12 protein-coding genes are annotated in these 14728 nt (G+C 40.6%); 10 read left to right on the top strand and 2 right to left on the bottom strand.

Annotated elements, in window-relative coordinates:
- From A3766_RS23665 to A3766_RS23645, 5 genes are all read left to right on the top strand, one after another.
- Positions 1-640 (top strand): CHAT domain-containing protein (locus tag A3766_RS23665; protein ID WP_156509085.1); only part of this gene is annotated, 640 nt, incomplete at its 5' end.
- A 170-nt stretch (positions 641-810) separates the two neighbouring features.
- On the top strand, positions 811-1800 hold the full coding sequence (locus A3766_RS23660) for a hypothetical protein (RefSeq protein WP_068513229.1): 990 nt from the start codon (positions 811-813) through the stop codon (positions 1798-1800).
- Between the two features lie 25 nt (positions 1801-1825).
- The gene (locus A3766_RS23655) at positions 1826-2551 is read left to right on the top strand and encodes a hypothetical protein (protein WP_068643086.1); all 726 of its coding nucleotides are present in this window, start codon (positions 1826-1828) and stop codon (positions 2549-2551) included.
- A 110-nt stretch (positions 2552-2661) separates the two neighbouring features.
- Positions 2662-4884, top strand: a complete 2223-nt coding sequence (locus tag A3766_RS23650; protein WP_068513234.1) for a hypothetical protein — start codon at positions 2662-2664, stop codon at positions 4882-4884.
- 317 nt (positions 4885-5201) lie between these two features.
- Positions 5202-6482 (top strand): PPC domain-containing protein, encoded by a 1281-nt coding sequence (locus A3766_RS23645; protein ID WP_156509084.1) that lies wholly within the window; start codon positions 5202-5204, stop codon positions 6480-6482.
- Positions 6483-6553: 71 nt separating this feature from the next.
- Here the strand turns inward: A3766_RS23645 and A3766_RS23640 are convergent, their stop codons facing one another.
- Complete coding sequence (locus tag A3766_RS23640; RefSeq protein ID WP_068513236.1) at positions 6554-8086, bottom strand: hypothetical protein; 1533 nt, start codon at positions 8084-8086, stop codon at positions 6554-6556.
- A gap of 38 nt (positions 8087-8124) precedes the next feature.
- On the opposite strand from A3766_RS23640, the gene A3766_RS23635 reads away from it, so the two are divergent.
- Positions 8125-10539: a CHAT domain-containing protein gene (locus tag A3766_RS23635; protein ID WP_068643082.1), complete on the top strand. Its 2415-nt coding sequence runs from the start codon at positions 8125-8127 to the stop codon at positions 10537-10539.
- On the opposite strand, the gene A3766_RS23630 is transcribed toward A3766_RS23635, so the two are convergent.
- Positions 10532-11437: a hypothetical protein gene (locus A3766_RS23630; protein WP_068515537.1), complete on the bottom strand. Its 906-nt coding sequence runs from the start codon at positions 11435-11437 to the stop codon at positions 10532-10534. The two genes, A3766_RS23635 and A3766_RS23630, sit on opposite strands and share 8 nt — an antisense overlap.
- 210 nt (positions 11438-11647) lie before the next feature.
- Between A3766_RS23630 and A3766_RS23625 the strand changes: the two genes are divergently transcribed.
- The 4 genes from A3766_RS23625 to A3766_RS23610 are packed head-to-tail and all read left to right on the top strand — an operon-like array spanning position 11648 to position 14692.
- Positions 11648-12238: a hypothetical protein gene (locus A3766_RS23625; protein ID WP_068515533.1), complete on the top strand. Its 591-nt coding sequence runs from the start codon at positions 11648-11650 to the stop codon at positions 12236-12238.
- A 23-nt stretch (positions 12239-12261) separates the two neighbouring features.
- A complete protein-coding gene (locus A3766_RS23620) occupies positions 12262-13323 on the top strand; it encodes a hypothetical protein (protein ID WP_068506800.1) in 1062 nt (353 codons plus the stop codon).
- A gap of 20 nt (positions 13324-13343) precedes the next feature.
- Positions 13344-14447, top strand: coding sequence for an OmpP1/FadL family transporter (locus A3766_RS23615; RefSeq protein ID WP_068515529.1), 1104 nt, complete (start codon positions 13344-13346; stop codon positions 14445-14447).
- Between the two features lie 26 nt (positions 14448-14473).
- On the top strand, positions 14474-14692 hold the full coding sequence (locus tag A3766_RS23610; RefSeq protein WP_068643080.1) for a hypothetical protein: 219 nt from the start codon (positions 14474-14476) through the stop codon (positions 14690-14692).
- Positions 14693-14728: the final 36 nt, after the last annotated feature.

Raw genomic sequence — 14728 nt, 5'->3', positions numbered from 1 at the left:
TGAAGAAATATCTAGAGTCTTACGAGGCAAGTCTTCAATAATATCGCTCACAGGCAAAGAAGCTTCAGAAGCTAACTTACGTAAAGTGTTAGCAGATGACAAGGGTCTTAAGGCGCTCCATATTGCAAGTCACGGCTTTTTCTTACCTGCTGATAATAATATTCCGCCTGCGGCTTTTGTAAATAAATTAAATAAAACAATCTCAACAACTTATATCAAGAAAGATAACCCTATGCTTCGTTCGGGTATTGCATTAGCTGGTGCTAATGATGAAACATCTAAAAGCAGTGGCGCTGGCTTATTGACAGCGAGTCAATTCAGCACGATGGATTTGGATGATGTATATCTTGCTGTGCTCTCTGCCTGTAATACAGGATCCGGTGACATTCAATCTGGTGAAGGGGTGTTTGGGCTTCAGCGAGGCTTGCTAATGGCTGGTGTTGATAATCTAGTACTGAGTTCCTGGTCTATACCAAGCGATGAAACTGTCTTATTGATGGGGCGATTCTACGAGCATTTAGTGGCAGGGCAAGATGTCAGCGATGCTCTGAGAACAGCTCAGCTTGATATGTTAAAAGTGAACAGTAATCCATTCTTTTGGGGAGCATTTACGAGTCTAACTACAGAAATCGTAAACTAGTTATTTCATACAGGTAACAGCGGCTCGACATAATAGAGAGCCGCTTTTTGTTCTTCTAAAATCAGTTGTCCTCCTACTGTCCCTAACGAAATTGATCCTCAAATCGTAATCTAGTTTCAAGCGTTACGAGAGACGCTTTACAAATTAAATTACTTTTTGAGGATATGAAAATGACAACTGAAATTATAACTGCACTTATTACACTACTTACCGTTGCCACCTTTACTGTCTGGTACAAGGTATATAAGGAAATTACAAATCCCGCGATAAGAGAACATGAATCACCAACCAATCGTGTAACGAAAATTGCTTGTCGCCCTGAATTTGATCTCCAGCGTAAGCTAGTTAACATTCAGACTCAAATCAAAAAAGAACTATCTACACCTGAAATTAGCAAACATATAAAGAAAGCTAACACTAACGAAATGAGGAACGATAAGTTCCGTTGGATAGATTTGCCTTACCTAAAGTTCGACTGTTTAGATGCACCTGATATGAGCACTTATAGCCAGTTTGCATCAATTAAAGATTTTGGAAGCGAAGACGTAAAAGAAGAAAGTGTACAAGAAAGGTTTTTGCCTAACTTTAAATATGATTTAGCTGAAATATCGATTGACTCAAAAACATTTTGCTGGAGTAAGGCGTTCGTAAAGCCCGATGCAGTGTTCTATGACAAGGATAAGGATGAGTACATTGTCGTCGAGTATAAGAGCAGAGAATTTTACACACTCGCCTCTTTAACACCACTTGCTGTCTTCCAATTATTAGTTTCAGCCGAGGTTGTTCGTAAGCATATATTTGAGCGTACTGGTGATAAAGGAAGTCGTAAAAAGATAAAAGTGAGAAGCTTTATGCGCCTAAACAACAAAGTTATTGAGGTTAAAGGGTGGCAAGCAATGATTCAGCATGTATTGGCTATGGTACCTGAAGTGCTGAAAGCTCGTGGAGGAAGTAGTATTTCTGCGAGCGAACTGTCTAGATCGTTCGTGTTATTCGATAGTGTGTTTAAGTTCAAGCCGCAGAACCAGGAAGATGCTCGTTTCCTCGGCCAGCTGAATCATATTCGAATCGCTAAGACAAGTGAGAGAAATACTAAGGCTGTCAAGACAACACAAGATAATGACGGTGAAATTTCAACAACAACCAAGTGCCCTTGCTAAGCGTAGATTAAAAAAGGAAATCGAAATGATGATGAACTTAATTGAAACCAAGACATCAATTGGCTCTTTCACGGAAGTTCCAACTGAAACATATGAAATGGACACGAGTTTGCTGGAATTGATTAATAGTATTACCGAGAACAGTAACTTGTTGAGAGGTGTGGATCGCACAAATTTGAAAGAATACCGTAAGAGCGCAGTGAAGGAATATATGTCATTTATGAAGGGGTTTACGCCGTCAGAAAAAGCACAACTAATTGTGGATTATGCCTCCGGGAGTGGATGGTGCGATCATTTTATTATGACAGGAACCAAACTAGACAATATGGCAAAAGGAATTGGTAATATCCCTGCTTGGGTAGTAAATAGCGCTTTCGAATTGCTTCTAGAGAGGGGCTGGCGACCACGCGTTGTCGATTCAGATAATGCCGAAGTCTGCCAGCGATTAGAAGATATTTTTGCGCTATTTATCAACTACTGGATTTCTAAGAAAGGACCTTTTCTATCAGTGGAACAGGTTTTAGGGTCTCTGCCAAAAAGTGTCGACTTAGCGAGAGCGGAGAAATGGACGAGTTTCTTTGCTTGTAGGTTAGGTCGGAAGGAAGGTTTAGGTTTACTGTGCTGCATTACTGCCCCCAATGGTGAGAGAATAAGTGAGGACTTTAAAAGCTTTAAGGCTCTGGCTGAAGCGTCCAAAGAAATTATTAAGAACACTCAGTGTCGTGTTAGCTTCAGCTATCCGAGCAGATAGTGAGGTTTGAGTGGTTGCATAAAAGCAAAGGGAAGTGCTTTTACCTAACCGCTAAAATCGTTAATCTAGTCTCCTCAAAACCGACAACTTAGTAGAAGTAAACACATACAATGGATAGTCTCCAAATTCACCGTTTTTTATCTAGATTTAACCGTGCATATCTTTCAAGAGTGTCGCTGATTGTCTTTCCCATTTTGATCGTGTTGGTAATTGTATTTAACATTCCCTCAGTACAGCACTCTACGCAAATTTGGGATGAGAAAGTCCGGCAGTATGCTTGGTATTTAAATACTAATGATTCATTAGATAGTGATTTGCGTATTTCTATTCATGATTTATATACATCTGAAACGTTTAATGCTTCCACCGATCTGTATAAACAACGATATGCCTCATACAAATTAGCCGAGTCTTTGAATCTATATTGTAAATTGGGAGTCCAGAATCTTGCTTTCGACTTTTTTCTAGAAGAAGAAACGTGGGTGGGAAAGCATCTTTTAGCTGATGAGAAAGATACTCAAGAATTATTAAAGTCACTCTCATGTTTTGAGGCAGTTTGGGTGCCAATTAGATCGCTGGACCGTAATTGGAGCTTACCTATATCGCCTATTGCACAGTTGGACAATGTAAGGTTCGCGCATGTGAATACTCATGAAAGCGTCCTTTACTCTGTGAACGAAATAAGCTCCACAACAAGAGGGCAACTGAGTGTGCCTTATATGGCAGAAGCGTTAGCCGCACGCGGCGAAGTAGATTCTGAATTACTGCCCATTTTGCCATCGAACAGTTTAAGTTCTTTTTCTCGTATGCGATTTGAAGATCTAGAGGTATTTCTACCCCTGGCTAATGTTATGCCTGCCCAGTCTCTCCAAGAGTTTTATGTAAGGTACTTTAGTTATGCAGATAATGACGTAGCGCTTCCTGACACTGTATTGATCGGTTTTACCCATGATGCGCAAGATCAGCATGATGTGGCATATAACAAAGGTGGCCCGATTAAACTGCCTCATATTGTTACTACTCCGTCTGGCCAAGTAAATAATAATTCGGCTGACTCAAACGTGATCTTTTATGGAACCGAGCCTACAGTAGCGTTTACTCCAGGTGTTTACATTCTAGCTTCTACGGCTATGGCGCTGGCTAGTGATAGTGGATACGTCTATTTAAATGGCCTGGATGTCTTTTTTCTAGTTGCCCTCATCTTATTTCTTTTCCTTTTAACCTATTTGACTACAGGATTAAACAGCAGCTATAAAATTGCTGCCACCTTTGTATGTAGTGCTTTCGCTTACATTCTTGTCAGCTATTTATGTCTTTCGAATTTATCGCTTCTTTTGCCTATCGGGCTACCATTGTCATCGCTCTTTATATTGTGGTTAGTAGTCGACTTTAAGTATGGCTCTGGTTTACTTAGCCAGCTTGGGGAATTACTCCGCTCCAACCAATCTACCGATATTAGTGAGCCTGGACAATTATCCAAGCCTTGTGTGGTTGTGATGGCTGAGTCAATCAGGGATAGCCATGTAGATTCGTACAAGCATCTTGTCAGTTCGATCGATATCCTCACGTACTGGGTGCAATTGTTGGCGCTGATTAATCTAGCCGAATACTTTGAAAAACATTCTTCTGAAAGAAAAAAGATTGATAAAGGTGTTTGGAAAAAGTGGCGTCGCCCAACACTTGGCAATTATTTGCACATATTTAGAGATATATGTAAGCAATACTCAAATATTTCGGACGCTGTTGGTTCATCGCGCTTTCCCCAGCTTTACCATTTGACTAGGCAGAAGGGGGATAGCAGCATTGAGAGTCTCTTATTTCGTATTATTGATATTCGCAACGAATGGAAGCATTTTGCTTCTACGGGTTATACCGAGGCGCAGATTCAGGACTCTTTAGATGAGGTTTACGATATTGAACAGGGCTTGAATAGAGCGTTAAGTTTTCTAGACTCCTTTGCCTATATTAAACCCAAGAAGTTCAAATCAGAAAATAACGGAACTTACTATTGGGATTGCCTAGTGTATTCAGGCGCAAGTACATATATCGATGAGTTTGCTACTTCCGATAAGCTGGAGCTTGATAGGCTTTATCTTTTTGATACGCGTAAGTGGGGTAGCTTCAACAATACACTTTGCCTTGAACCCTGGGTATTCGCGGGTGAATGTCGACATCACCATCGTGAAGAGCTGTTCTTCTTCAGTGGACTTGAAAATGATGGTGCTTCACGTCGTTATTCAAAAGACATTAAGTACGCCGGGTTAACAGAGAGCTGTTGCCCTGATGGTGAGCCACAGATTGGCGATGAACTGTTTAAACTATTAGCTCGTTAAGACCGAGTACTTGGATTCTAGTCATAGAATTTATAGCTTGTCTTAGGTTATGCAGGGATCCATTGTCCCTTTGATGTCCGGTTAAAACTCATTAAAAATTTAATAAATTTCTTCCAGCAATACGAGGCGCTAGAGCCTTGCATGGGCACTAGCCCGTGTTATTTCTCTAGCGCAATTTAAATGTAAACAGAGGAAGAAAAATGGATCTAATAAAAGCTAATAACTTAAAAAATAGAAAAGAAAATAAGCAGCTTATATTTAATTATATGTTGCACTTAAATGCATGGATTAAAGCAAACTTAAGGGAAAGGATTTCAATGAAATTAAAACATCTCTCAATTATATTATTGCCGGTTTTACTAGCCGCTTGTGGAACTGACAGCAAAATTCCAGGCTCTGAGGATCCAAGCCCTGAAGATCCAAACACAGGATCTACAGCGGAGGTTTTAAGTCTACAAATGCCGTTACTTCGCGAGTTGACTACAGATTTGGAAGATAACACCAAGGAGTTTCGATATACGTCGCCTAAAGAACAAACGGTCACCCTACGTGTATCAAATGTTGAGGGCCCGAATAGTGGTATAAATTCGTTCCTGTTTATCGACGCCAAATCACCTACGGGAAGTGTTTTTGTAGAAGAGAGCGTAAGTGCGACTAATACTTTTAATACTGATATTGAGCTAGACAAGAACGAGGTTCTTGATATTGAGTTGTCTTGCTTTGGTACTTTTTGTGACGACTATTTTGAATTCGAGGTGGAAGTTCTACCATCCTCATTAGATGGCGAGCTCGATCAGAATACGGAAACTTTCGAACCCAACGAGACGAACAATACTGCGAAGCTTGCAGAGTTGAACAAAACCTATCTTTCGGAGCTTTTAATAGGAGGTGAAGACAAGGCCGACGTTTATCAATACTCTCTAACTAAGGGCATCATTTACAGTATTAAGAGTGTTAATTTACAAGGCTCAGGTAGTACCACTGCTGGCGGCTTACAGTTTGAGGTAACTGATGAAGATGGCTCTCCTGTAGTATCAAATTACGATCTGCATCAGGATATTGCTTCAAGCAGCGAGTTCTCGGTGACAGAAACAGGGACTTACTATCTCCGAGTACTATCTCAACACGGAACGATTTATCAGAATGATTATTTCAAATATGAAGTGGCGATCTGGGAACCGAGAGAAACTTGGGATAATCCTCATTCAACTGGAAATAACATGGAACCCAATGAGACGCCACGTTTAGCTTATGCCGTTGACGTCTCTCAGCCTATAGTTAGTCAGCTTGAGATGGGTAGCCGTGATAATGTCGATAGTTACGCGGTCGCGCTTTACCCAGGTAACCAGTATCTGCTTACCGTAACGGCAACGGATGGACCGAACAGAAGTTCTGCGTCACGTTTACAGATCAAGGTGACTGACGAAGACGGTACGGTTAGCTTTGTGCCTGAATCGCCATTATCCGTTGGTGTAGAGCAACAGTTCATAATTGAAAGCCTGACGCAAACCAATGCGGTAATTGAGCTCTTTTATAACTATACGAATGGTCATTTAGAGGATTATCATGCTTTTGAGTTTGAGGTGACTTTGCAATAAGATCTTCGACTGGCTCCAAATTTATTGGGGCCAGTCATATTATTAATCCGCAACAATGATTATCTAATAGTTCAATTCTGAAGAAGAGTTGTCAGGGGCGATTCTTCTGTTTGACCATTTAGGGTATGAGAACCGGTATCGTGCCTATAATCAATAATAAGTGTAGTAAGTACTTTCGTCTTATCCGCTTGTTCCTTAGTTAACCCTGAAAATAATGGAGAATAAGTTTTAAGATTGGCATTTGTCAGAAAGTGCTTGTAAGTTTCGCCCTTTTTTAAAGGTTTGTTTAACTCGGTCTCAGTCAGAAAACCATTTAGGCTGAGCTTTAATGAGTCAAGCTCAATTGAGCTATCAGACTTGTTTGTGAACTCAATGTGATCCTTGTGCAGTGAAGCTCTCAAATACGAATCTTCCTCAACATGATTGTTGGGGAGCGCGGGTTTATAGTTAATGCTGTTTATGATCAGATTAAGATAAGGCTCAAAATCGAGTTCTGATTGACTCAAAACTAATTTGGGTGGCAATTCGATTTGGTAATCCATGTCCTTTAAAAGGAACTTTGAGCTAGGACTAATTTTCCAATCTATGGTGAATTTATTGGTCAAAGAAGCTTTCTTAAATTGTAGGAAGTTGTCTACATTCAATGCATTTGTTTGCTTAATCAAAGCGATATTTTGATTGTATATTGAGTTATTCGATATCTCTCGATTCATAAGCTCTGTTTTGGCACGTTGAAGTCTTGACTGAAGTTCTCCCAGGCTATCGGCTGGTAGTAGGGACGTAATTAAGTCTTTAGTTTGAGCCAAGGGCTTAATTTCTGGGTAAAGAAAATTTTGCTCTAATTCTTGGATAGTAATTATTGGTTTGGCTAAGTAGTTCGGGTTAGGGGCTTCTTTGTTAAGCAACCCGCTGTTATCTGTTAAGACCAGCGATAGTTTTTCTTTGAGATAATTACGAACCGCTGCTTTCTGATTCTTTTTGAATTCATCTACCAGATTAGTTAGTTCTTCACCGTTGCTCTTGGGGTAATCGTAGCTTGCGTTTTTACTGTTTTCTTTTATTTCGTAGTAAAGGTTACCAATGTCATCGATTATGGAGTTGTTGTCCTGTAATTGAGCCGCTTGATCAATCGCCTGCTTAAGGGCTTTGTTGTCAAATGTCGGAATTACCTGAACTGGAAAGAAGAAAACATCAATATCAGTGAAGTCTCCGTTCGCCCAAGAAATTGGGATTCCAATAGGTGCGAGAGCCCAAGAAATAGGGAATAGAATCAAGTTTCTTTCCATCGGTTTATAGGCTAGCCAATTAGAATCTATTTCTTCGCAGTTACCTGACGTGAGCCCGAAAATGCCTCTGTGGCAGCGTTTGTGTTCAGTGTGTGAAAGGGTGTGTAAAGTCAGATTGTTGAGCAGGATTTCGCCTCTGGAGTCGTTTATATTAGTGAAATACCACTTATCGCCTGTTTTAACTAGGTCCGCATATAGTTCGTATTCACCAAAGGAATCATCAGAAATGAGAGCAGGATCTAAAGTTTGAATTGGTTTATTGATTGAGCAACCGGAAAGTACTGAAAAAAATAGTAAAAAAGGTAATATGCGCGACATAGTAACTGCTGTTTAAACTAAGGAATCAAATCTGGCTCATGATAAACCAAAAAGCCTTTCTGCTTAATTCTTCATCTCCAAATTTGCGTACTAAGACTCTACTTTTAGTTCTACTGTCTATATTTTTTTATGGCTGTGCTTCTAAACCGTGGAGTCATTGTGACGACAAAAGCTGCGAGCTTGATGTAATCAAGGATATTGGATATGAGAAAGCCGAAAAAGTTGGGCATATCGATGATTTCTATGAGTTAAGAAACCTCTGCGATGATTTTTATGAACTGTATCGTTACTCTGATGCTGAGCATTGTCTGATTAGGCTAGAAAGTAGAGTCGATAACTTACCCTATATGAAGCTAGGGCGTTATCACAAAGACGTGTCGGCGTTTGACAGGACAGATTATTATAGGCAGAACGCTGAAGCCTCGATTAGGTCGGCACAGCTATATCTTGATTACCACGATTGTAATAAGTCATTAGGGTATGCGACGAAAGGTCTAAATCCGTTTCAAAATTCCTATCCACCAACCATGGAAGATGAATACCGCGAGCTGCGTCGTTTAAAGGGCTTGTCTGCAGCTTGCTTGGGTAATACTAGTGCTGCTGAGCAGGAAATTGGCTATATTCGTGGTATTTCACTTGGTGTTCTGAATAGAACTGATGATGATGTAAAAAATAAGCTAGCAATCGCCGATGTTTACCAAGCGCTTGGGAAATACGGTCAAGCAGAAAACGAATTGAGACGCTCCAACGCTTGGAGCATGACCGATTTTTTGATGGTTGGAGCTAGTATTTATGCAGCGGGAGCGGCTGGGCCTAATAGTATTCCTGCTCTAGACTATCTGCAGGCTGTTAACCAGGCAACACAGTCTGGCGAATTACCAAAAGATAAAGAGATTCCACATCTGTATAAGTTAGCACGCTCTTATCTTGCAAGAGATTTCTACAACAGTTCAGTTGGTATGTATGAAAGGTTGTTTTCTAGAGATGACTTGAAGTCAAAGTTTCCTGACGTCTACTATGCAGCACTGGGAGATTATGCTTTAAGTTTACGAAATGCCGATCAGTCTGACAAAGCAAAAGAATATTTTATAAAAGCGATAGACTTTTACGAACGAAACAGAAACTTTATAAATGCCAGTTCCTCAAAGATTGGTTATATGTCAGATAAGTTTGAAGTATACAGTGCTTATATCGACTACCTTATAGAGATTGGCGATCACGGAAAAGCTTTAGAATATGCTGAGAGATCCAAGTCTCGCGCACTAGTTGATAGTCTTGCGGCTAAAGAAAAGTTTGGTTCACGTTCTTCTAAGGCTGATTCTTTAATTAATGAGATCAAGATTCTTGAGGAGAACAGTTTTAACAAGTCTGAAGACGAACGCAGTATGATCTTAAGCTTGCGTTCCGAATTGAAAGCTGAAGCGCCAGAGTTACTTTCATTGATCAGTGTGCCAAGTATTAATATCGCGGACATGCAGTCTACTGTACCTGACAATACTTCCATGTTGTTCTTCTCACAATCAGTCAAAGGTTTGAATGTCTTTGCTCTCAACAAAGATAGTGTTTACGGACATATGGTTGAGTTGGCAAATATTGACACGCTTGTCGAAGAGTATTTGGAAAAGATACGGACTAGGTCTGATGATTATCTATCAAATAGTCGCGCCTTATATGATGCACTCATCAAACCCGTAGAACCACACTTAAACGGTACCAGTCTATTAATTACACCCTATGGAAAACTGCATTACTTGCCATTTGGGTCTCTGCACGATGGGCAGAGTTTCCTAGTAGAGAAATACAGCTATTCGTTAATGCCCAATATTTCAATTATAGAGCTTTTGTCCAATAGAGTTGTTCAAAGCGAGAAGGCATTAGTAATTGGTAATCCCGCAAATGACCATGGATTTTCCTCCTTAGAAATGAGTGAGCTTGAAGCTTCAGCGATCGGTAATCTTACATACAGATCAAAAACCTTGAAAGGTGAGCAAGCAACTGAAACTGAATTCAAAAATAGCATTTCAGATTACGGAGTTATTCATTATGCAGGTCATGCCTATTTCAATGAGAATGAGCCTCTTCTCTCATCGCTTGTTATGGCTGGAGACGATAAAAATGATGGGATGTTCACTCTGTCTGAACTCTATGAGACAAATATTTCCGCTGACTTGGTTACGCTATCTGCCTGTGAGACAGGCTTAGGAGAGGTAAGATCCGGTGATGAAGTGTTTGGTTTTACTCATGGCTTATTGTTTTCAGGTGCTAATTCTGTAGTCAGTAGCTTGTGGAAAGTTCCTGATGAAGAGACAGGTTTACTCATGCTCGGCTTCTACAGTAATCTTGAATCTATGAGTAAATCAGAAGCACTACAGCAGGCCAAAGTATTTTTACTTAACGATATTAATCCACATCCGTATTATTGGTCTTCCTTTGAATATACAGGGCTTAATTAACCCTTTTTTGTTGTAGCGTTTCGCTTGCATCAAATATCAAGCCGTGTGTTTTATATGCGTGATAAATGAGTTGCTCATGCAGGCTCTTGTTTAGGTCAAGGGTATTAAGCTCTGCGAGCTCTTGATCAAGGCTTTGTTTGCATGAATTTGATATTGGAAGAATAGTGTTTTCTTCCCAATCATATCCCTTCGGTGAAAGAATAAGTATCGCTTTGCCACTGGTTAACGCTTTTTCTGCCAGCTCGATTGCATGCTCGTCGATAGTTTTGCAGAAATTCTCGGAAGCAATGTAGTGGCTAGAGGCGAATTCACCTACTAATACCTGCTTAGGGATAGAGCGATAGTTGGATGCTTTTGGCAGAACAGTAGCAAGTGTGTTTTTGGGCTTCTTGTTCTTAGTTGCTTGTAACTTACAGTTTATTGCCCAGAATTCTTTATCTAGATTGATTTGTTTAAAACATGCTGCCTTGTTTTTTGAACGAGTTGCGACGGATGCTGTGCTTCGGTAACCCGTACTCAAAAGTTTGGCAATTCGTTCCTTATCTGAAACCTGAATCAGCTTTTGTGTTTCTAGGTAATCCAAACGATGGCTTCCTTCGCTCAGCATAATCATACTTTTCGAAGACATTGAAAACAGTTTTATTTTTCCTTGCGAAATTGTGATGACAGATTGTTTGTCTAAATAGTCTCCTGATGAGACAGGTTTACAAGGGGGTCGCTGAACCGAAGTTTTGGATACACAAGCGCTATTTTGGGTGCTTAGTGAGACAACCAGATATGGGAGGTCAGGCCTACTTGGTTGTGCTAAGACAAACTGAGATGTAGAAATAAGAAAAAGAAAAAGGAACAGTGCATATAAGGTAATGCTGCCTGTTCTGATTTCAGTTTGCTTAATCATTCTACTTACCAACCTAACCTTCAATAGAAAGCCCCATTAGATCAAAGTTTTAGAGTGCTTGCATTAACTTTGTCCCCCAAGCGTCCCGTTACCCCTTTTACTACTTTCTGTAAATTTACTCCCGACTTAAGCAAATGCCAAAAGCGTTGCATGCGCTTTAACGCGTGTTATCACTTTTACGTATTCAAACCATAAATGTCGGAGGAAATTATGACAAATCTATATAAGTCAGTTGGGCTAATAATCGGTGTATCGCTAACTGCCGCATGTTCAACAGTTAATGATGTACCACAAACGCCAGCACCTCAAACAGCAGAGTGTAATTTTGACGGTACGGAAAAGGAAGCTCCAAATTGGGTGTGTACAGGGGTTATGGGTGACCTAGTTACAGGAAGGGGAAGTTATGACCGTAACAGTGCCAGCGAGAACCTCTCATTTCAAATTGCTCAGCAACGCGCTCGAGCAGATCTCGCAAGAAAACTAACTGTTGATTTAAAGGCAGCGCTAAGTGATTACGAGTCTATCACTGGATCAGGTCTGAGTGAGCGGGCAGAAAAACATGTACAGGAAATAGGGCAAAGTGAATTAAAGATGCCGCTATCGGGAAGCCGTGTTTATGCCTCGGTTACTGACCCAAATGGGGTGAAGTACGTGCTGGTGGGGATTGATGAAGAGTTGGCCAAGAAGAACAAGAAGCTCTTCATCAAATCGAGCTTTAGAGACGCTGAAGCTAAGTGGACTAAAGAAGAAGCAAAGAAAGCTTACGACGAACTAGAAAAAGTACTGAATAACGAACACTAACAACACTTAAGGATACAACGATCATGACAAACCTAATGACAACTAAAAACCTACTTGGCGCATCTATACTAGCAATTTTGACCGGTTGCGGATCAGGAAGCGATGGCGATTCAGGGCAACCAATAAACCCCGTAAACGAAGGAGGAGAAATTAACAAAAGCGACCTGCCTAAGGTCAACTTTCCAAAAATCGCTACAGGAGAAATTAATGACCAGAATGTTGAATCTGTAATTTCAGAGGTATATCAACTAAACGAGTACTGGTTAAACGAACTGAGATACAAGCTTGAGAACGTTGATCTAGAACTTGGCAATTCGGTAACAACGGCTAGCTATCCGAACGGTTCATCAGATTTAAGCGATCTTTGTGATAGAGGTGGATCGTACTTAGTAGAATTCTACAGCGTTACTTCTTTACAAGATGGAAATGGCAGCCGCGTTCACGGAGCTGGCGATTATATAGATATCGACTTTGCTCAGTGCGGAGCCGATTTTTTACATTCGGGATACTATATTTCGGGCTCGCATCGGTACGATATTTTAAGTGGTTATTTTGATGGCTATGACTACATAGCTGAAAATACCACGGTGAAAGAAACGTATGAAAATAGGGTGCTCGACTATGGAACTTACAATCTAGATGATCTTGAAAGCTTTGTTGAGTTTCAGAATGGCTCGATAACTTTTGACCTTAGAGATGCGAATACCTTGGCAATGAGTGGGCAAAGGTATGAAGAAAAACCTACCAATTTATATTTCAACGACCCTTATCAAATTAGTGATTTTGCGATTGAACTCAGACAAGAACCCGGTAGGTGGAGCTGGGATGGTACTTACTATCTCGATACTGATTCAGCGCTTAACTTTGCGTCGCTTGAACTCAATGTTTCGTATTCGGTCGATATAACAGAAGCGCTCGTCTATACCGATTATAACTCCGAATATTCAGCTGGTGTTGTTTTAGTAACAGGCCTATCAAGTCAGGTAGAGCTTACTTATTACGACACTCATATTGCTTATCGTCTTGACGAAGATGACGACGGCTTCTTCGAAACAGAGAGCATCGTTTCTTACAACGAGCTTTAAGGTAAAGGGAGTTAGCGATTATGAAGTGCATGTTCGATAAAAGAGCATTGGCTATATCTTTAGCGATCTCCGTCACTGGGGGGGCCGCATATGCGGCACCTGTTGAAATGTTACCCCTTAGCGCACGTACATTGGCGCAAGGAGGAGCTGGAGTTGCGGCAGTTAATGGAGCGACCTCTATGGCAATTAATCCAGCTGGTATGGGATTTAGTGAGTTCAACGCTAGGGATACTGGGGAATTTGTGCTTATTGGTGCTACTAGCTATGAAAATACGGGGCTTGGGTCGGACGACGATGGCGGTGTGTTTTGGGCTAAAAGGTACACAAAATGGGCTTTCGGCCTCGGTTTATATGATACTCACAACATAAGAGTGTCTTTTAAAGAGCCCAGTCAAGGAACTGAAGAAGCGGCGATTCTACAGAGTTATGATATCAGCGCAAACGTCGCTTATGCACCGTCAGACAGCGCAAAAATAGGCGGCACATTAAAAATCATATCGGTAAAAGAAAAAGATGTGAGCGATAAGGTAAGGCAAGAGACGTCGGGGTATGGATTACAGTTAGGGGCAAACTATAGATTACTTGATAAACCAATCGACTTCACATCAAGTTCTGGATATTTAGCGTGGGATGTAGGCGCAGCTTACCATTTTGAGTCGACTCATACCCCATTCGAAAACGATTTTAATCATCCCCTAAGAAACCGAGAGATTACAGCATACCCGGAATCAGTATCAGTTGGTTCGAAGATGAGTCTTGGTTGGATCTTTAGCGAAGTAAGTTTCCAACTCAATCTTAACGCAGATTTCGAAAAACTTAAGTACAGCGGGATGTCGGATTTATTGTTTCAAACTAGCGACTCTTTAGATATCGAACTTACAAAGAAAAAGCTCGGTGCTGAACTACTAATCGGTGGTGCCACTTCTTCGAACACTTTTGCGATAAGAGCTGGCATAACAGATCAAACTGGAAATTATTCTGATTTAGCGGATGAACAGCGAGCTTCGGTTGGTCTAGGTTTTGTTAGAGGTGGCTTTTCAGTTGATTTCGCTGCGCAACAGTTTTTTGGGGCTAGCGAGAACAAATTCAAGATAGGAATGCTAGAAATTGGAATCGAGTTTTAAGGTTGTTTTAGAGAAGGTATAGAAAGATGAATATGGTTAAAACGTCTGTAGTTTTTGTTGTGTTGTTTGCTATTAGCTTGAGTACTTTTGCTGCAAAGAATGACACAGCATTTGAGCTTTTTACTGACGCTGAAAGAGCTTTAGAGGAGGGAGACCTTAATGAATCTAAAAGGCTAGCAGAAAACGCGATTAATTTAGTCCCTGGTGATGGTCGTATCACTATCATAATACCTAACTGGTTTTAAGCCTCTACCAAATGAAGCAAATCGGTATTTTGCTTG

The sequence above is a fragment of the Oleiphilus sp. HI0132 genome, from assembly GCF_001635845.1.
This window is presented reverse-complemented; position numbering and strand designations above follow the sequence as displayed.

Bases quoted from the DNA above. Each gene is read 5' to 3' on its own strand.
- A3766_RS23635 (WP_068643082.1), top strand. From the start codon at position 8,125: ATGATAAACCAAAAAGCCTTTCTGCTTAATTCTTCATCTCCAAATTTG.
- A3766_RS23655 (WP_068643086.1), top strand. From the start codon at position 1,826: ATGATGATGAACTTAATTGAAACCAAGACATCAATTGGCTCTTTCACG.
- A3766_RS23645 (WP_156509084.1), top strand. From the start codon at position 5,202: ATGAAATTAAAACATCTCTCAATTATATTATTGCCGGTTTTACTAGCC.
- A3766_RS23625 (WP_068515533.1), top strand. From the start codon at position 11,648: ATGACAAATCTATATAAGTCAGTTGGGCTAATAATCGGTGTATCGCTA.
- A3766_RS23610 (WP_068643080.1), top strand. From the start codon at position 14,474: ATGAATATGGTTAAAACGTCTGTAGTTTTTGTTGTGTTGTTTGCTATT.
- A3766_RS23650 (WP_068513234.1), top strand. From the start codon at position 2,662: ATGGATAGTCTCCAAATTCACCGTTTTTTATCTAGATTTAACCGTGCA.
- A3766_RS23640 (WP_068513236.1), bottom strand. From the start codon at position 8,086: ATGTCGCGCATATTACCTTTTTTACTATTTTTTTCAGTACTTTCCGGT.
- A3766_RS23615 (WP_068515529.1), top strand. From the start codon at position 13,344: ATGAAGTGCATGTTCGATAAAAGAGCATTGGCTATATCTTTAGCGATC.
- A3766_RS23620 (WP_068506800.1), top strand. From the start codon at position 12,262: ATGACAAACCTAATGACAACTAAAAACCTACTTGGCGCATCTATACTA.
- A3766_RS23660 (WP_068513229.1), top strand. From the start codon at position 811: ATGACAACTGAAATTATAACTGCACTTATTACACTACTTACCGTTGCC.
- A3766_RS23630 (WP_068515537.1), bottom strand. From the start codon at position 11,437: ATGATTAAGCAAACTGAAATCAGAACAGGCAGCATTACCTTATATGCA.